Source organism: Bradyrhizobium sp. SRL28 (assembly GCF_018596315.1).
Classification (GTDB): Bacteria; Pseudomonadota; Alphaproteobacteria; order Rhizobiales; family Xanthobacteraceae; genus Bradyrhizobium.
This window is the reverse complement of sequence record NZ_JAHEAG010000001.1, coordinates 18,846-36,898: the sequence shown is the minus strand read 5'-3', so window position 1 is coordinate 36,898 and position 18,053 is coordinate 18,846. Positions and strand designations below refer to the sequence as shown.

Annotated in this window: 14 protein-coding genes; 11 read left to right on the top strand and 3 right to left on the bottom strand. The window is 63.2% G+C overall.

All coding sequences use genetic code 11. The features are described from left to right. Window positions 1-30 precede the first annotated feature (30 nt). From KIP88_RS00145 to KIP88_RS00125, 5 genes are all read left to right on the top strand, one after another. Window positions 31-1,620: a B12-binding domain-containing radical SAM protein gene (locus KIP88_RS00145; protein ID WP_214485802.1), complete on the top strand. Its 1,590-nt coding sequence runs from the start codon at window positions 31-33 to the stop codon at window positions 1,618-1,620. Window positions 1,621-1,626: 6 nt separating this feature from the next. Continuing rightward, window positions 1,627-2,415, top strand: coding sequence for an ethanolamine ammonia-lyase subunit EutC (gene eutC, locus KIP88_RS00140; protein WP_214485801.1), 789 nt, complete (start codon window positions 1,627-1,629; stop codon window positions 2,413-2,415). A 90-nt stretch (window positions 2,416-2,505) separates the two neighbouring features. Further along, the gene (locus KIP88_RS00135) at window positions 2,506-4,527 is read left to right on the top strand and encodes an acyltransferase family protein (protein WP_214485800.1); all 2,022 of its coding nucleotides are present in this window, start codon (window positions 2,506-2,508) and stop codon (window positions 4,525-4,527) included. 362 nt (window positions 4,528-4,889) lie between these two features. Next, the gene (locus KIP88_RS00130; protein ID WP_214485799.1) at window positions 4,890-7,283 is read left to right on the top strand and encodes an RND family transporter; all 2,394 of its coding nucleotides are present in this window, start codon (window positions 4,890-4,892) and stop codon (window positions 7,281-7,283) included. Between the two features lie 193 nt (window positions 7,284-7,476). Beyond that, window positions 7,477-8,535, top strand: coding sequence for a hypothetical protein (locus tag KIP88_RS00125; protein ID WP_214485798.1), 1,059 nt, complete (start codon window positions 7,477-7,479; stop codon window positions 8,533-8,535). Between the two features lie 74 nt (window positions 8,536-8,609). Here KIP88_RS00125 and KIP88_RS00120 read toward each other — a convergent pair whose 3' ends face one another. Next, a complete protein-coding gene (locus KIP88_RS00120) occupies window positions 8,610-9,113 on the bottom strand; it encodes a hypothetical protein (RefSeq protein WP_214485797.1) in 504 nt (167 codons plus the stop codon). Window positions 9,114-9,538: 425 nt separating this feature from the next. Here KIP88_RS00120 and KIP88_RS00115 point away from each other — a divergent pair, with 425 nt between their 5' ends. The 6 genes from KIP88_RS00115 (at window position 9,539) to KIP88_RS00090 (ending at window position 15,723) form a co-directional block, all read left to right on the top strand. Then, window positions 9,539-9,775 (top strand): cysteine rich repeat-containing protein, encoded by a 237-nt coding sequence (locus KIP88_RS00115; protein ID WP_214485796.1) that lies wholly within the window; start codon window positions 9,539-9,541, stop codon window positions 9,773-9,775. Between the two features lie 190 nt (window positions 9,776-9,965). Next, window positions 9,966-10,844: a squalene synthase HpnC gene (gene hpnC, locus KIP88_RS00110; protein WP_214485795.1), complete on the top strand. Its 879-nt coding sequence runs from the start codon at window positions 9,966-9,968 to the stop codon at window positions 10,842-10,844. Next, window positions 10,841-11,680, top strand: a complete 840-nt coding sequence (gene hpnD / locus KIP88_RS00105) for a presqualene diphosphate synthase HpnD (protein WP_214485794.1) — start codon at window positions 10,841-10,843, stop codon at window positions 11,678-11,680. Before hpnC ends, hpnD begins: the two co-directional genes overlap by 4 nt. Further along, window positions 11,680-12,933, top strand: a complete 1,254-nt coding sequence (gene hpnE / locus KIP88_RS00100) for a hydroxysqualene dehydroxylase HpnE (protein WP_214485793.1) — start codon at window positions 11,680-11,682, stop codon at window positions 12,931-12,933. Before hpnD ends, hpnE begins: the two co-directional genes overlap by 1 nt. Before the next feature lie 64 nt (window positions 12,934-12,997). Beyond that, on the top strand, window positions 12,998-14,977 hold the full coding sequence (gene shc / locus KIP88_RS00095; RefSeq protein ID WP_214485792.1) for a squalene--hopene cyclase: 1,980 nt from the start codon (window positions 12,998-13,000) through the stop codon (window positions 14,975-14,977). After that, window positions 14,974-15,723: a phosphorylase gene (locus KIP88_RS00090; RefSeq protein ID WP_374226414.1), complete on the top strand. Its 750-nt coding sequence runs from the start codon at window positions 14,974-14,976 to the stop codon at window positions 15,721-15,723. Before shc ends, KIP88_RS00090 begins: the two co-directional genes overlap by 4 nt. A gap of 107 nt (window positions 15,724-15,830) precedes the next feature. On the opposite strand, the gene hpnH is transcribed toward KIP88_RS00090, so the two are convergent. Both hpnH and ispH read right to left on the bottom strand, forming a co-directional pair. After that, window positions 15,831-16,991, bottom strand: a complete 1,161-nt coding sequence (hpnH, locus tag KIP88_RS00085; RefSeq protein ID WP_214485791.1) for an adenosyl-hopene transferase HpnH — start codon at window positions 16,989-16,991, stop codon at window positions 15,831-15,833. A 64-nt stretch (window positions 16,992-17,055) separates the two neighbouring features. After that, the gene (gene ispH, locus KIP88_RS00080) at window positions 17,056-17,982 is read right to left on the bottom strand and encodes a 4-hydroxy-3-methylbut-2-enyl diphosphate reductase (RefSeq protein ID WP_214485790.1); all 927 of its coding nucleotides are present in this window, start codon (window positions 17,980-17,982) and stop codon (window positions 17,056-17,058) included. Window positions 17,983-18,053: the final 71 nt, after the last annotated feature.

Sequence of the window (18,053 nt, the reverse complement as noted above, 5' to 3'; positions counted from 1 at the left end):
TTAAATTCATGTCAGCCTTGAGGAAATTTGATGAGAGCTGAAGGCATCGGAGCAGTACGGCGCATCCTGTGCGTTTTCCCGCGCTATACGTCTTCTTTCGGTACATTCGAGCACGCCTATCCCCTGACCGACGGCGTGCAGGCGTTCATGCCACCGCAGGGCCTGCTGCTGATCGCGGCCTACCTTCCGGAGGACTGGCCGGTCCGTTTCATCGACGAGAACATTCGCCCCGCCACCAAAGAAGACTTCGAATGGGCCGAGGCCGTGTTCGTCAGCGGCATGCACATCCAGCGCCAGCAGATGAACGACATCTGCCGCCGCGCGCATGCCTTTGATCTCGCGGTGGCGATCGGCGGCCCCTCGGTGAGCGCGTGCCCGGATTACTATCCCTCGTTCGACTATCTCCATGTCGGCGAACTCGGCGACGCCACCAACGAGCTGATCGCACGGCTGGCGCGCGACCCGTCGCGCCCCGAGCAGCAGGTGGTGCTGAAGACCAACGATCGCTTGCCGATGACCGAGTTTCCGATCCCGGCCTACGAGCTGGCGGAGGTCAAGAAATACTTCCTCGGCAGCATCCAGTACTCGAGCGGCTGTCCCTATCAGTGCGAATTCTGCGACATCCCCGGTCTCTATGGCCGCAACCCGCGCCTGAAATCGCCGGAGCAGATCATCGCCGAGCTCGACAAATTGCGCGAATGCGGGGTCACTGGCTCCGTTTATTTCGTCGACGATAATTTCATCGGCAACCGCAAGGCGGCGCTGGATTTGCTGCCGCATCTGGTCGAATGGCAGAAGCGGACCGGCTACGTGATGCGGCTGGCCTGCGAAGCGACGCTGAACATCGCCAAGCGGCCCGAGATTCTGGAGAAGATGCGCGAAGCGTTCTTCGTGACGGTGTTCTGCGGCATCGAGACGCCCGATCCCGAGGCGCTGAAGGCGATGCACAAGGACCACAACATGATGGTCCCGATCCTGGAAGGCATCCAAACCATCAATTCCTTCGGCATGGAAGTCGTCTCCGGCATCATCATGGGGCTCGACACCGACAAGCCGGAAACCGGCGACGCGCTGCTGCAGTTCGTCGAGGAGTCGCAGATCCCGCTGCTCACGATCAATCTGCTGCAGGCGCTGCCGAAGACGCCGCTGTGGGACCGGCTGGAGAAGGAAGGCCGCCTCGTCAATGACGACGATGGCCGCGACTCCAATGTCCAGTTCCTGCTGCCCTACGATCAGGTGATCGAGTCCTGGCGCAAATGCATGGAAGTCGCCTATCAGCCGGAAAAGCTGTTCGCGCGCTACCAGTATCAATGCGACTACACCTATGCGCAGCGGATCAAGGTGCCGGTCACGGCCGAGCAGAAGAGCTGGGCCAACATCAAGCGCGGCCTGATCATGCTGCGGAACATCTTCTGGAAAGTCGGCGTGCTCGGCGACTACAAGCGGGTGTTCTGGAAGTTCGCGCTGGGACGGCTGCGTCGCGGCGATATCGAGGGCCTGATCGGCCCGGCGATGATCGGACATCATCTGATCATGTTCGCGCGGGCCGCATCGGTCGGTCAGCAGAACGCATCCAATTACTCGATCCGGCTGCGCGAAGCCTCGGTCCCCGCCGAGTAAAAGCCCATGAAAACGCCGGCGCCGCCGCCCCGCCCGCTCGAAGCCTTCTCGCTCGAAGCCTTGCGGGAGCTGACGCCGGCGCGCGTCGGGCTCGGCCGCTCCGGCGCGAGCATGCCGACCGACGCACTGCTTGCCTTCACGCTCGACCACGCACGTGCGCGCGATGCCGTTCACACTGCTTTCGACGCGCCGCATCTGGTTGCCGGATTGGCCGGCCTCGGCCTCCAGGCCAGCCAGGTTTCCAGCCAGGCGCGCAACCGGCGCGACTATCTGCGCCGTCCCGATCTCGGACGCATGCTGGATGCGGATTCACGGCGCGCGCTGGAAACGCACAGCGGCGGCGCGAGCGAGGTTGTGATCGTGATCGGTGACGGGCTGTCGCCGGCGGCCGTCAATGTCCACGCCGCCGAACTGGTTCGCCATCTAGTTCCGCGTCTGACGGAGACGCGGATCCAGTTCGGCCATGTCGTGGTCGCATCGGGTGCGCGGGTGGCGCTGGGCGACGAGATCGGCGCCGTGCTCGGCGCGCGGATGGTCGTGATGCTGATCGGCGAGCGGCCCGGCCTGTCGGCGCCCGACAGCCTCGGCGCGTATCTCACCTTTGCCCCGCGCATCGGCCTCACCGATGAGAAGCGCAACTGCGTGTCCAACATCCACAGTGCGGGCCTGAGCTACGATGAGGCTGCATTCAAGATCGCGTGGCTGGTGCGTGAAGGCATCGCGCGCCAGATCACCGGCGTGGCGCTGAAGGACGAAAGTGGAACCGCGCTGATCTCCGCCAGACCTCTCGATTGAACCCGAAAACGTTTCGACGTGTGGCCGCGTTGCCGTTGTGAGCCAACTCGCGCCTGATATAAGCGGGCGAGGAGCGGGCAGAGACAGGCTATGGAGAAAGCGGGGGCGACATCAGGCGCGGCGGCTAAGCATGCGAGCCCGGACGGGTTCCGGTTGGACATCAATGCGCTGCGGGCGCTTTCGGTAATCGCCGTCGTGGGCTTCCACTTCCAGATACCGGGATTCGCCGGAGGATTCGTCGGCGTCGACGTCTTCCTGGTGATCACCGGCTACCTCATGACGGCGAAGGTGCTGAACGAGCTGAAGCTCGGTCGCTTTTCACCGTGGACTTTCTGGATGATGCGGATGCGCAGGATCTATCCTGCGCTTGCGGTGCTCACCATTGCGTCCGTCATCGTCGGCTGGTTCGTGACCTTGCCGGCCGAATATCTGCGGCATTTGCTCCAGGCGCTGTCGGCGCTGACCTTCTTGTCGAACTTCGCCTTCAAGAGCGACAGCGGCTATTTCGCCATGGCGGCCCAGACCAAACCGCTGCTGCACACCTGGTCGCTGTCGCTGGAGTGGCAGTTCTATTTCTTCATGCCGCTGATCGTTGGCCTGGTCTGGCGGCTTGCTTTGCGCACCATGTCAGGGATCAATGCGGTGGTCGTTGCGCTGCAGGTCTTCGCGGCCCTGTCATTGGCGTGGTGTCTGTGGGCAAGCCAGCAAGATGCGACGGGATCGTTCTTCTTCTCCCTGCAGGCGAGAGCCTGGGAGCCGCTGGCTGGCGGATTGATCGCTGCAGCAGAGATCCGGCGCCGATCCGAAGGAACCGCCGATCCCTCATGGCTGCAATCGCCGCTCGTCGCGCTCGCCGGCTGGGTGCTGGTCGCGGGCTGCGTTGTCTATCCCTTGCCTGAAGCGCGATGGCCTGGCGTGCTCACGATTCCGCCGATCCTGGGCGCAGCCATGATCGTCGCGGCCCGAAAGGGGGCAGGCGAGGGCAGCCTGCTTGGGCTATCTCCGGTCCAGCGTATCGGCGACTGGTCCTATTCGATCTACCTGTGGCACTGGCCGATCTGGGTGTTCGCCCTGGGCTGGCTGGCGGTGCGCGGTTATGACGTCGGCAGCGCGCAAAAGACCATGATGGTGCTGGCCTCGCTGGCGCTCGGCGCGCTGTCTTACCGCTACGTCGAGCAACCCGTGAGAATTCGGCGGGAGTTCTGGACGCCGCGCCGGCTGCTGGCGGGTTCAGGCGTCTCGTTCGCGTTGCTGGCAAGCTTCGTGTCGCTGGCTTTCCTGAACCATGGTTTTCCAGGCAGGCTGCCGGAATATTTGCTGTCGGCTGAGCTCGCGCGAAGAACCAGCACGCCCCGCGACGAATGTTTCCGCAACGCAAATTCTACAAAGAAGGCCTCCGAGATCTATTGCAGTTTCGGCAGCGCGTCAGTCACGGGCAGGCCGTCCGCGATCCTGTGGGGAGATTCCTTTGCCAACCAATATCTCGAGCCGGTTTCGTCGGCTGCGCTCGGCAACGGAATCCATGGACTGATAGCGACGCAGAGCGCGTGCAGGGCCTTCGTCGACGATGCGGCGGTCAACGCGGGCGATCAGCCGCCGTGCCGGCAATTCAATCGCAGCACGCTGGATTTCGTGTTGGGCCAGACGGAGCCGAGCATCGTCGTGCTTGGAAGCATCTGGGGAAGTGCGCCTGAGGTTTCCGTTCTGGTGGACAGACTGCTTTCGGCGGGCAAGACCGTCGTCTTCATCATGCCGTTACTGCACATCGGCTTCGACCTGCCGCAGCGATGGATCGAAAACCAGATGCGCGCCGGCAAGGCCATCGATGAATGGAAGGTCGAGGCCAGCCCTGGGCTTACGATGAGCGCCTTCCGGAACGAGATCGCGCAGGTTCTCGATCGGTATCGGGATAATCCGCATCTCGTTGTGGTGGACCCACTGTCCGTCGTTTGCGAGCACGGCTATTGCTATCTGGTCCGGAACGGGCAGGCCAATTTCCGCGACACCGCGCACATTTCCAACGTCAATGCGAGCCAGTACCGCGGCCTGTTCGGCGCTGCGTTCAAGGCGGCGCTGCGCGCCGGGACGGAAGCGGAGAAGAAGAAGGACTGAGCGCAGCGTCACTTCAGGCGCAGGCTCCTCGCTTGAGCCGTTTCCCGAAAAATTGACCGAAACTGGTTGCGTCGCTCCGTTGCGACTGCCGCTGGCGTTACCAGCCGGAACGCCCCAAGGTCGTGCCGGCAGGTGTGGCAAATCAGAGACTTAACGCGCATTTTCGTCATCTTCGTGCCGATTTGCCGGCCCACGCGTGCTTGCCGGATGGGGTTCGGCCCTGTAAAACGGCGCCGATTAATTTACCGCGTGATTTCAATGGCTAGCGCCGATCGGATGGGGGCTGGCAAAGCCGCATTCGCGCCACCAAGCTGCATAAAACCAAGCTGCACAAACAGGCCGACGTGAGAACTGGACAGGGTATGCTCGACAAGAACTCCGAAAGTCGCGTTCACGTCGAAGCCATCGAGGAACCGCCGCCGCCGGGCAAGAGTATCGCCTTCGGGCTCGAGCGTATGGGGCTGATCGCGGTCAAGAAGCCGATCTTGTCCATGATCATTCTCGCCGCGCTGGTCGTGGCTGCGATCTTTGGCATCTACCGGATCAAGATCGACGACTCCTTGAGCCAGTTGTTCCGTTCCGATTCCAAGGACTACAAGCAATACGAGGCCGTGACCAAGCGCTTCCCGGCGACCGAATTCGACGTGCTGGTCGTGGTCGAGGGCAAGACGCTGCTGGCCCGCGAGAACCTCGAAAAGATCCGCGACATGGTCACCGACCTGCAACTGGTCGAGGGCGTGCGTGGTCTGGTCTCGCTGTTTTCGGCGCGTCAGGCGCCGGAGCCCGGCAAGCTCCCGGCCGCGCTGTTCCCGCCCGAACTGCCGCAAGGCGCCGCCTACGAGAAGTTCACTGAGACCGTCAAATCCAACGAGATCATTCGCGGCAAGCTGCTGTCGGAGGACGGCACGCTGGCGCTGATCGTGCTGTCGCTGGAGCCGAGCGTCGTATCCAGCAACGAGCTCGGCAGGGTGGTCGGCGAAATGCGGAAGATCATGGCCGACGATTTGTCGGGCAGCGGTCTCAACGCCCAGCTCTCCGGCGTTCCCGTGATGCAGCTCGAGATCCGCAACGCGGTCAAGCGCGACGGGCTGACCTACAACATCCTCGGCATTCTGGCCGGCTGTATCATTGCGATCATCTTCTTCCGCAAGATATCGTTCATGGTGGTCGCGGCCTTTCCGCCGATCATCGCAATCCTGCTCGCGCTCGGCGGCCTCGGCTGGGCCGGTTTCAATCTCAACATGTTCCTGAACGTGATGACGCCGCTCATCATGGTGATCAGCTTCTCGGACTCGATGCAGCTGACCTTCGCCGCGCGCGACCGCCTGATCGCGGGCCAGGACAAATTGACCGCGTTCACCAACGCGGTGCTGGTGGTGGGCCCGGCTTGCGTGCTCACCCACGGCACCGCCGGCATATCGTTCATCGCCCTGCAGTTCTCCGACTCCGAATTGATCCGAAAGTTCGGCGAGGCCGGGCTTGCCGCCACGATCATCGCGCTGGTGGCCGTGCTGTCGCTGGTGCCGGTATTCGGCGTGCTGTTCGTCCGCAATGAAAAGATCTTCGCCGTCAAGTTCCAGAGCGCGGATGCCGGTGTGCAGGCGCTGCGCAATTTCTGCTACTGGATCGCGGTGCGCATGGTCGGCCGCCCCGGGCTGTTCAGTCTGCTCGCGTTGCTGCTCGTCGCCGGCCTCGGCTACATCTACGCCACGCTGGAGCCGCGCTATCGCCTCGCCGACCAGGTGCCGGACAAGCGGCAGGCGGTGGCGGCGTCGAGCCGCCTCGACGCCAAGCTCACCGGCGCCAATCCGATCGACGTGCTGATCGAATTCCCCAAGGGCGCCTCGCTCTATGCGCCGGACACGTTGAAGACGATCGCCGAGGTTCACTCGATGGTCGAGAAATCGGCCGGCGTCGGCAACGTCTGGTCGCTCGAAACCCTGCGCCGCTGGCTTGCCGAGAAGGCCGGCAGCAACGACGTCGCGACCCTGAAGGAATATGTCAGCGTTATCCCCGAGCATCTGGTCCGCCGTTTCATCTCGGCCGATCAGGATGCCGTGGTGGTTTCGGGGCGCGTTCCTGACCTTGATTCCAGCGAAATCCTCCCTGTGATCGACAAGCTCGACAAGGCGCTCGACAAGGTGAGGGCCGAGCATCCCGGCTTCGAAATCGCGGTCACCGGCCTGTCGGCGATCGCCGCGCGCAACAGCGCCAACATGATCTCGAAACTCAACCACGGCCTGACGATCGAATTCCTGCTGGTCGCGATCTTCATCGGACTGGCATTCCGCTCGGTCGTGGTGATGTTCTCCTGCATCCTGCCCGGCATTTTCCCGGTCGTGGCGTCGGGCACGGTGCTGTGGATCATGGGCGAGGGGCTGCAGTTCGCCAGCGTGGTCGCGCTGACGGTGTCGTTCGGCCTCGGCTTGAGCGCCACCATCCACTTCCTCAACCGGTTGCGGCTGGAGAGCAAGCCGGGCGTCGGCTCGGCGCTGGCGGTCGAGCGCGCCACCGTGCTGGTCGGCCCGGCGCTGATCCTGACCACGGTGGTGCTGGCCTGTGGTCTCGTCGTCACCGTGTTCTCCGACCTGCCGTCGCTGCGCCTGTTCGGTTGGCTCAGCGCGTTCTCGATGATCGCGGCTCTGGTCGCGGACCTCTTCATCCTGCGGCCGACCTCGATGTTCCTGATCAATCTCTCGGAAAAGATTCGCGGGATCGACCACACCAAGCCGGTGGAGAACAAGCCTGCCGGATAACAGGCGCTGCTATAGCGCTTTCGCGCGAAGCATGCCCTCGGACGTGATCCGGGGGGTGGAATCCCGGTTCGCGTAAAGCAAACGCGTCAAAACAAAAAGCGAGAGCCTTATCGGTTCTGATTCAATCAGAACCGATAAGGCTCCAGAACAAACAATAGCTGCCGGGCAACGGCAGCCGAAGAGGGCCTGAGGAATGACGTCTGCAGGATCAGCTGTCCGCCCTGCGGCCGATGCCGCCGCCTACCGCGCGGTCGAACACGTCTATCATTCCTATCTCACCGGGCTGATCCTGATGCTGGCCTCGCGGGCCGGCGCAGCCCGCGCCGCCGAGGTGGTGTTCCGCACCTTCCGGCGGCAGCAACTGGCGCGCTTCCTTCCCGGATTGAAGAAGCTCGGCCTCGACCAGCTTCCGCATGCGGTGGCGTGCGCCCAGTACCATTATCTGTCGAACCAGGTCGGCGGCGTGAAGGTCGAGTATGTCTATGAGAGCGACCGCAAGGCCTGGGTGCGTTATCCGCCGCCGCGCTGGATCTGGTCCGGTACCGCGATCTGCGGCATCCCCTCGGAAGTATCGCGGGCGATGCTGCGCGGATGGCACGCCAACAACGGCGTCGTGCTCGGCAATCCCAGGCTCGGCTTCGTCTGCACGGGGCAGACAGTCGACGGCCAGCCGGGGCTGGAGGGGTACTACAAGGAGTGGGATCACGATCTCGCGCCCGAGGAGCGGCTGCAGTTTTCGCCCGGCGAGCGCTGTCCGCCGTTCCAGGCCGATCTCGCGCCGCGCCTGCCCGGGAACACTTGGCCGGAGGAACGGCTGCAGAAGGTGCTTCGCAATTATGCGATGGAGTACGTCACCTCGATCGTGCCGGAAACGATCAGGGTGCTCGGTCCGGAAGAGGGCGGCCATCTCGCCGGCGCCGCGGCGCGGCTCGTCGGGATGCATACTTTCGACGAGGTCGCTGCGCTGTTAGGCGGCGTGGAAGCGGGCGCAGCGGGCTTCGCCAAAGCCTTCGCCCGGCTCGCCCGCGGGCAGGACGACGATGCGGAATTGCAGCTGGAAGGTTCGACCGCCACCGTGCGCCAGACGTCGTGGCGCCTGATGGCGGAACGCGAAACGCTGTCGCCTGAAGTGTTCGATGCCTGGAACGAATTGTGGGTGGGGGCGGCGCTCGCGCATGATCGCTTCATGCGCGTCGAAGTGACGCAACGCCGCGACCGCGGCGACGCACATTGGGCCTGGAAATTCGGCTGATCCTGCGTAGCTGGCCGCAAAATGAAAAGGCAGCGCCGGGGCGCTGCCTTTCATGCTGTTTCGAAGGGGCAAGATCAGGTCTTCGTCATCGTGATCTTGACGCCGCGGATTTCGCCCTTGGAGTCGATCTGCACGGACTGCTTGTTGCCGGTGGTCTTCAAATTCAGGTTTGCGGCAAATCCGGAAGCCTCGACGAACACCTCGATCTGGCCGCCACCCGCGGTGCCCTGCAGATTGCCGAAGATGTTGCGGCTCTTCTCGCTCCAATTGCCGGAGATGCGTTCGCCCTGGCTGGTGACGTCGCTGGAGAGATCGAACTTGTAGCTGTCACTGGCGCAGTGCAGATTTTGCTTCAGGCCGAGTCCGCTGGCGTTGACCTTGTAGTCGGCCTTGCAGCGGATGTTCTCGGTGGTGCCGTTGGAGAGCGCGACCGTGCCCGAGCCGGCCCAGTTTCCGTCGAAACCGGCAAACGGGCCTCCCGCCTGGGCATGGCTTGCGGTGACCGACAACATGAGCGCGGCGCCGACGCCAGCAGCTGCGAGAGCCTGACCGAACAAGCTGGAACCAAACAGTTTCATTGTAGTTTTCCCATCAAATAGACGTTCTTTGCAAAGATACGTCTCGCCGCATCGAAGATTTAGTGTTCCCGCAGTATCTTAGGTTCAAATGACAGGGTGCTGTTTCGGCGGTAGTGGCAGGAAAAAAGGCCACACGCGGCCAAGAAGAATCAACCGTTCACACCAGTCCTGTCGGCGCAGCATCTAGCTATGCGCCGCATCGTCTGCAACAGCCAATTGCCAATGATGCTGTGACAAAAATACACGTTAAATTTCAGTCGGTTATTTAAGGTGCTGAGATCGCCGTAAATTTGGCCGCATTTGCCATGCTTGTCCTGTGCTCGTCGCTGCGCTACGCGGCGCCTGCTATCCAACAAATCCGTTCCGGCGAATGTCGACGCGCAAATCGGGGAACAGGGTTCTTGCTGCCGAAATGAAGGAATACGATGCGTAAATCTCTCCTGGCCCTCACCTTGTTGTCGATCTCGGTCTCATCGAATGCGGCATTCGCGCAGCAGCGCAGCGGAACGGCGGACGAGCAGAAGGCCTGCACCCGTGACGTGCAGAAGTTCTGTCGTCCGGTCATCGACCAGGGCGACTTCACCATCCTGGCGTGCCTCAAGGAAAACCGGTCCAAGATCAGCCCGGCTTGCAACCAGGTTCTCAAGAACAACGGCCAATAAGACGCGGCTCGCGTCCGTTAACCCTCGCGGAAAAGCCATTTTCGGCTCTATGACGCGTGTCACGGACGGGGCTGATCAGCCCATATAGCATTGGTTTTGGCGGCGTATTCCCCTATATGGGGGCGCGATCTCCTCGCGGGCGCCGAGCATCGGCGCATGCCGCCAATTCCGATTGATGTAGCCAGTTTTGATGACCAGTGCGAGCGACCTGCGATCCGGAAAGACCCACCGCGACGAGAATTTTCCGGTCGCGTCGTGGATCATTCATCCGCGTCATCGGGCGCTGATCCTGAGCTTCTATAATTTCGTCAGGACGGCCGACGACATCGCCGATCACGCGACCCTTAGCGCGGACGAGAAGCTGCGCTATCTCGACCTGCTCGAGGCGGAACTGCTGGGCAAGGGCGACACGCAACCGGAGGCGGTCAGCCTGCGTCGCGCTTTTGCCGAGCGCGCGATGGCGCCGCGCCATGCGCTCGACGTGCTGGTCGCGTTCCGGATGGACGTCACCAAGCTGCGCTACGAGAACTGGGACGACGTCATTCATTATTGCCGCTATTCGGCCATGCCGGTCGGCCGCTTCATGCTCGACGTCCATGGCGAGAGCACCTCGACCTGGGCCGCTTCGGACGCGCTGTGCGCGGGGTTGCAGATCAACAACCATCTGCAGGATTGCGCCAAGGACTACAAAAACCTCAACCGCGTCTATCTGCCGCGCGATGCGCTGGCCGCCAGCGGCGCCACCGTCGAGATGCTGGGCGAGGCGAAGTCGCAGCCGGCGCTGCTGCAATGCCTCCGTGCGCTCGCGGTGCGGACCGAAACCCTGCTCAACGAAAGCAAGTCGCTCAGCGCCGAGGTGAAGGATTTCCGGCTCGGGCTCGAAATTGCAGTGATCCAGGCCTTTGCCGACAAGATCGTCGGCATGCTGAAGGTGCGCGATCCCCTCAGCGAGCGGGTGCACCTGAGCAAGCCCGAATTGCTCGCGCAGAGCATCGGCGGCATGGTCAGCGAAATGATCCGGCGCGCCGCGGGACGCCGTCCCCTGACAAAACCGGCGGCCGGCGCATGACGTTGCAGACGGCGGCGGCCAACGCAGATTACGGCACCACCGCGTCGGGCAGTTCGTTCTATGCCGCGATGCGCATCCTGCCGCGCGCCCAGCGCGAGGCGATGTTCCAGATCTACAGCTTCTGCCGTCAGGTCGACGACATCGCCGATTCGCACGGGCCGCGGCCTGAACGGCTGGCCGCGCTGCAGCAATGGCGCAACGACATCGACGCGCTGTATCAGGGCAATCCGCCGCCGCGCGTGCAGGATTACGCTGCGTCGGTGAAAACCTTCGGCCTCAAGCGCGAGGATTATCTCGCCATCGTCGACGGCATGGAGATGGATGTGCCGCAGGACATCCGCGCGCCGGATCTTGCCACGCTCGATCTCTATTGCGATCGCGTTGCCAGCGCCGTCGGGCGTCTGTCGGTCAGGGTGTTCGGCATGCCCGAGGAAGACGGCATCCTGCTTGCCCACCATCTCGGCCGCGCGCTGCAATTGACCAACATCCTGCGTGACATCGACGAAGACGCCGGCCTCGGCCGCCTCTATCTGCCGCGCGAAAGTCTGCTGCTCGCCGGCATTACCAGCGACAATCCGCAGAAGGTGATCGCCGATCGCGCACTTCCTAAAGTATGCCTGCCGCTGGCCGAGCGGGCGAAAAAGCATTTCGAAAAGGCCGACGAGATCATGAAGCGCAATTCGCGGCGCGTGGTGCGCGCACCGCGGATCATGTCGAAATATTACCGCGCGATACTGGACTTGTTGCTGGCCCGGGGCTTTGCCGCCCCGCGCGAGCCGGTCCGCGTCCACAAATGGGCGAAGATTGCCATCCTTCTCCGTTACGCGATCATCTGATGCAGAAAAACGCTCATATCATCGGCGCCGGCGTTTCCGGCCTCTCGGCGGCCGTACGGCTGGCCAACGCCAATTACCGGGTGCACGTCCACGAGGCCACGCAGCAGATCGGTGGGCGTTGCCGGTCCTATTTCGACGCCGCCACCAATCTCACCATCGACAACGGCAACCATCTGTTGTTGTCGGGCAATCGCCATGCGCTGGCCTACGCCAGATCGATCGGCACCGAGGCGGGGCTGGTCGGGCCGAAGCTGGCGCAGTTTCCCTTCGTCGACATCTCAACCGGCCAGCGCTGGCAGCTCGATCTCGGCGACGGCAAATTGCCGCTATGGGTGTTCGACGAGGCGCGCCGTGTCCCCGATACCAAGCTGCTCGATTATCTCGCATTGGCGCCGCTGGTCTGGGCAGGCACCGGCAAGCTGGTCGGCGACACGATCCCCTGCAAAGGCACGCTGTACGATCGGCTGGTGCAGCCGCTGCTGTTGGCCGCGCTCAACGTCGATCCGCCCGAAGGTTCGGCGGGTCTTGCCGGTGCGATCGTGCGGGAAACGCTGCTGGCGGGCGGACAGGCCTGCCGGCCGCTGATCGCGCGCGACGGGCTCAGCGCGGTTCTGGTCGACCCGGCGATCAAGCTGTTGCAGGACAGGGGTGCCTCGATCCAGCTCGGCCATGAGCTGCGCGAATTCGCGACGACAGGCAACGCCGTCGGCGAGCTGAAATTCGGCAGCGACACGATTGCGCTCGGCCCCGACGACGTCGTGGTGCTCGCGGTGCCGCCGCGCCCGGCGGCGGCGCTGTTGCCGGGCCTGAAGACGCCCTCGAAATTCCGCGCCATCGTCAATGCGCATTTCCGCTTCGATCCGCCGAAAGATGCCGCGCCGATCCTCGGCGTCGTCGGCGGCCTCGTGGAGTGGCTGTTCGCATTCCCGCAGCGGCTGTCTGTCACCATCAGCAATGGCGACCGCCTCGTCGACATGCCGCGCGAAGAACTCGCGCTGGCGATCTGGCGGGATGTCTGCAAGGCCGCGGGCCTGCAGGGCGATCTGCCGCTGCCGCCCTGGCAGATCGTGCGCGAGCGCCGCGCCACGTTCGAGGCCACGCCGGAGCAGAACGCGCTGCGCCCGGGGGCGGTGACATCATTCAAAAACCTGTTTCTCGCCGGCGACTGGACTGATACCGGTTTGCCGGCAACCATCGAAGGATCGATACGGTCGGGCGACCGCGCCGCCGATCTGGTCCTGGCGAGGCCTTGAGGCCTACAGGAGTTGCGTGACCGGCTTCACAGAGCCCGCGCGCGAATAGAGGGATGCTAGCGATATGCTTTCCATCGACAAAACAATTGCAGGCGAACCCGTCGCGACAGTCGACCACGTCGCGCTGGAGAAGAGCATCTCCTCGGCGACCGAAGCGCTGCTCGGCTATCGGCAATCTGACGGACACTTTGTGTTCGAACTGGAAGCCGACAGCACGATACCGTCGGAATATGTCCTGCTGCGGCACTATCTCGCCGAGCCCGTCGATAGCGAACTCGAAGCCAAGATCGCGAACTATCTGCGCCGAACGCAAGGCAATCATGGCGGCTGGCCCTTGGTGCAGGACGGCCCGTTCGACATGAGCGCCAGCGTCAAATCCTATTTCGCGCTGAAGATGATCGGCGATTCCGTCGATGCGCCCCACATGGTGCGCGCGCGCGAGGCGATCCGCAGCCACGGCGGCGCTGCCCGCGTCAACGTTTTCACGCGCTTCCTGCTCGCTTTCTACGGTGTGCTGAGCTGGCGCGCGGTGCCGGTGCTGCCGATCGAGATCATGCTGCTGCCGACCTGGTCGCCGTTCCATCTCAACAAGATTTCCTACTGGGCGCGCACCACGATCGTGCCGCTGATGGTGATGGCGGCGTTGAAGCCTTTGGCGAAGAATCCGAGGGGCGTCGGCATCGACGAGCTGTTCCTGCAGGATCCCAAGTCGGTCGGGATGACGCCGAAGGCGCCGCATCAGAGCTGGGGCTGGTTCACGCTGTTCAGCACGCTGGACAAGATCCTGCGGGTCATCGAGCCGTTGTTTCCGAAGAAGCTGCGCCAGCGCGCGATCGATGCCGCGCTCGCGTTCACCGAGGAGCGGCTCAACGGCGAAGACGGCATGGGCGCGATCTATCCGCCGATGGCCAACATCGTCATGATGTATGAGGCGCTCGGCAAGGGACCGGATTTTCCGCCGCGTGCGATCACCCGCAGAGGCATCGACAAGCTCTTGGTGATCGGCGAGCACGAGGCCTATTGCCAGCCTTGTGTCTCTCCGGTGTGGGACACCGCGCTGACCTGCCACGCGCTGGCGGAAGCTGGCGGCGAAGATACGATCAAGAAGATGGAGCAAGGCCTCGACTGGCTGAAGCCGAGGCAGGTGCTCGACCTCAAAGGCGACTGGGCGGCGAAGGCTCCCGATGTCCGTCCGGGCGGCTGGGCGTTCCAGTACAACAATGCGCATTATCCCGACCTCGACGATACCGCCGTGGTGGTGATGGCGATGGACCGCGCGCGCCGGGCGTCCGGCAGCAAGGAATACGACGAGGCGATCTCGCGCGGCCGCGAGTGGATCGAGGGCCTGCAGAGCCGCGATGGCGGCTGGGCCGCCTTCGACGTCAACAACCTCGAATACTACCTCAACAACATTCCGTTCTCCGATCACGGCGCGCTGCTCGATCCGCCGACCGAGGACGTCACCGCGCGCTGCATCTCGATGCTGGCGCAGCTCGGCGAGACTGCCGAGACCAACAAGGCGGTTGCGGACGGGATCGCCTATCTGCGCCGCACCCAGCTCGCGGAAGGGTCATGGTACGGCCGCTGGGGCCTCAACTACGTCTACGGAACTTGGTCGGTGCTCTGTGCGCTAAATGCCGCAGGGGTGGACCATCAGGATCCGATGATTCGAAAGGCGGCGGACTGGCTGGCATCGATCCAGAACCAGGATGGCGGCTGGGGCGAGGACGCCGTCAGCTACCGACTCGATTACAAGGGATATGAGAAAGCCCCGTCGACCTCCTCGCAAACGGCATGGGCCTTGCTTGGATTGATGGCGGCCGGCGAGGTCGAGAGCCCCGCGGTCGTGCGAGGGGTGGAGTACCTAAAAGCCACACAGACGGAGAAAGGGCTTTGGGACGAGGCGCGTTACACGGCTACGGGCTTTCCGCGGGTGTTTTATTTGCGGTATCATGGCTACTCGAAGTTCTTTCCGCTCTGGGCGCTGGCGCGGTATCGGAATCTGAAAAGCACCAACAGCAGGGTGGTAGGGGTCGGGATGTGATTTTGGGGGCGGGGGCCGCCGCGACTGCGGACAATCTGGTTGATCGTAATTTGAATGATCCGCGGCCGGTTTTGATCGTAACAGGATTGGTGCAGGAGGCCCGCATCGCGGCCGGGCCAGGCATGATCGTGATCTGCAGTTCGAGCGACCCGCAGCAATTGCGCGCGTTGCTGGCAACACTGGATTCTACCACTTTCAGGGGCGTCATCTCGTTCGGCGTCGCCGGCGGGCTCGATCCGTCGCTGAAATCGGGCGACGTAGTGGTAGCGACCGAGGTTATGGCCGGCGACACCCGTTTTCTGGCTGGTCTGGCGTTGAATGAAGAGTTGATCGCCCGTGCGGCACTTCGCCGCCGGCGCGTGGTCCGCGGTGGCCTGGCCGGCGTCGAACAGGTGATTGCGGCGACCGCCTGCAAGGCCGCGCTGCATTCGGAGACGGGCGCGGCAGCGGTCGATATGGAAAGCCATATTGCCGCAGCCTATGCGGCTGAGGCCGGCTTGCCGTTCGCGGCGCTGCGGGTCATCTCCGATCCCGCCAGCCGGGCGCTTCCGGCGCTGGCCAAGAGCGCCATCAAGCCGAATGGCGACATCGACCTCGGCAAGGTTCTGCGCGGGGTGGCGCGCAATCCCACCTCGCTGCGCGCGCTGGTCTCCACGGGACTCGATTTCAATCGCGCGCTGCGCTCCCTGCGCGGCTGCCGCGGCTTCCTGCACGGTGAAGAGGGGCTCGCCACCGCGGCGATCTGATATCCGCAGGGGCACCCGGCTTCGGGATTTTCGAAGGGCGTCAAACAAAAAAGAAAGGGCCTCGGTTCCCAAAGAACCGAGGCCCTAATCTTTTATCGCCATCCCGCTCAGGCGGCGGTGGAAGCTTTCTGTTGCTGCTTGGCCGCGGCAGCGGCGGCCTCGTCGCGGCGGATTTCGGACAGGCGCTTCTGCACCTCGGCCGAGAAGATGTACTGCGCCGGGCGCTGCTTGGAGAGATCGATTTCGGGCGCCATCGGACCCGTGGTGCGGACGCCGCGCAGCGCGACCCACATCGCCTTCAACGGATTGACCAGCGCGGCGTTGGCAGCCGTCGGCTCATAGCCGCAATGCGCCATGCAGTCGGCGCACTTCTCGTACTTGCCGGTGCCGTAGGTGTCCCAGTCCGTGGTCTCCATCAGTTCCTTGAAGGTCTTGGTGTAACCTTCGCCGAGCAGATAGCAGGGTTTTTGCCAGCCGAAGATGTTGCGGGCCGGCATGCCCCACGGCGTGCATTCGTAGCTCTGGTTGCCGGCCAGGAAGTCCAGGAACAGGCCGGAATGCATGAAGTTCCACTTCTTGCCCTTGCCGAGCGCGAACACGTCGCGGAACAGCTTCTTGGTCTTGGTGCGGTTGAGGAAGTGCTCCTGGTCCGGTGCGCGCTCATAGGCGTAGCCGGGCGACATCGAGACGCCGACACCGAGTTCGGTCGTGAGGTCGAGGAACTTGGCGATTTCTTCCGCCGGATGGCCGTCGAAGATCGTGGCGTTGACGTTGACGGTGAAGCCACGCGCTTTCGCGGCCTTGATCGCGGAAACGGCGCGGTCGAACACGCCCTTCTGCGACACAGCCTTGTCGTGGTGGTCCTTCAATCCGTCGAGATGCACCGAGAAGAACAGATAGGGTGAGGGCTCGAACAGATCGAGCTTCTTCTCCAGTAGCAGTGCGTTGGTGCACAGCGAGACGAACTTCTTGCGCGCCACGAGGCCGCGCACGATTTCGCCGATCTCCTTGTGGATCAAGGGTTCGCCGCCGGGAATCGCCACCATCGGCGCGCCGCATTCGTCGGCGGCGTCCCAGCATTCCTGCGCCGACATGCGGCGGTTGAGGATCGCGTCGGGATAGTCGATCTTGCCGCAGCCGACACAGGCGAGGTTGCAGCGGAACAACGGCTCCAGCATCAGCACGAGCGGATAGCGCTTCCGGCCAAGCAGCTTCTGCTTGATCAGATAGCCGCCGATACTCAGTTCCTTGAAAAACGGTATTGCCATTGAGAGATTTTCTTTCTGGACTTGGGTCTGGGCTGGGAGCCCAGACTTGGAATCGTGAAGTGGATCAGCCCGCAGTCAGTTCGGCCGGAAGCCGGAACTCGATGTTCTCCTCCCGGCCGGGAAGCACCGATACCTTGACGGGTCCGATACGCCTCAAAGCCTCGATCACGTCGTCGACCAAAACTTCGGGCGCCGATGCGCCCGCCGTAATGCCGACCGCTTTTGCATCCTTCAGCCAATCGGGGTTCAACTCGCTCCCGTCGGCAATGAGATAACTCGCGACGCCGACCTCGGTGCCGATTTCGCGGAGCCTGTTAGAGTTGGAACTATTGGCGGCCCCCACCACCAAAATGACGTCCACCAGCTTACTTAGATCCCTTACCGCAGATTGGCGGTTCTGTGTCGCATAGCAGATATCCCGGATGTCGGGGCCTTGAATATCTGTAAATTTGGCCTGAAGGGCGGCGATTATGTCCTTTGTGTCGTCCACGCTGAGGGTGGTCTGGGTGATATAGGCCACCGGCGCGTCGGTCGGCAGGGGCAGGGCCGCCACGTCGTCGACGTTCTGGACCAGCAGAACCGGCCCGGGAACCTGGCCCATGGTTCCCTCGACCTCGGGATGGCCGGCATGCCCGATCAGTACCAGGGTACGGCCCTTGGACATATACCGCTTGCCCTGATTATGGACCTTGGTGACCAGCGGGCAGGTGGCATTGAGGACGGGCAGGCCGCGGGCGGCGGCCTCTTCCTCGACGCTGCGGGCCACGCCGTGGGCACTGAACACGGTTACCGCCCGTGGCGGAACTTCGGACAGGTCCTCGACGAAGATCGCGCCCTTGGCTTTGAGGCTTTCGACCACGTACTTGTTATGTACGATCTCGTGCCGGACGTAGACCGGCGGACCGTACTTCTGGAGCGCGCGCTCAACGATTTCGATGGCGCGCACGACGCCCGCACAAAATCCGCGGGGCTGCGCTAGATACACTTCCATGGGATGTCCAATACGCTTGTTGCACCAGGTCCAGAATTCGCAAATTCACCCGAAGGTCTCCGTGCAGCCGG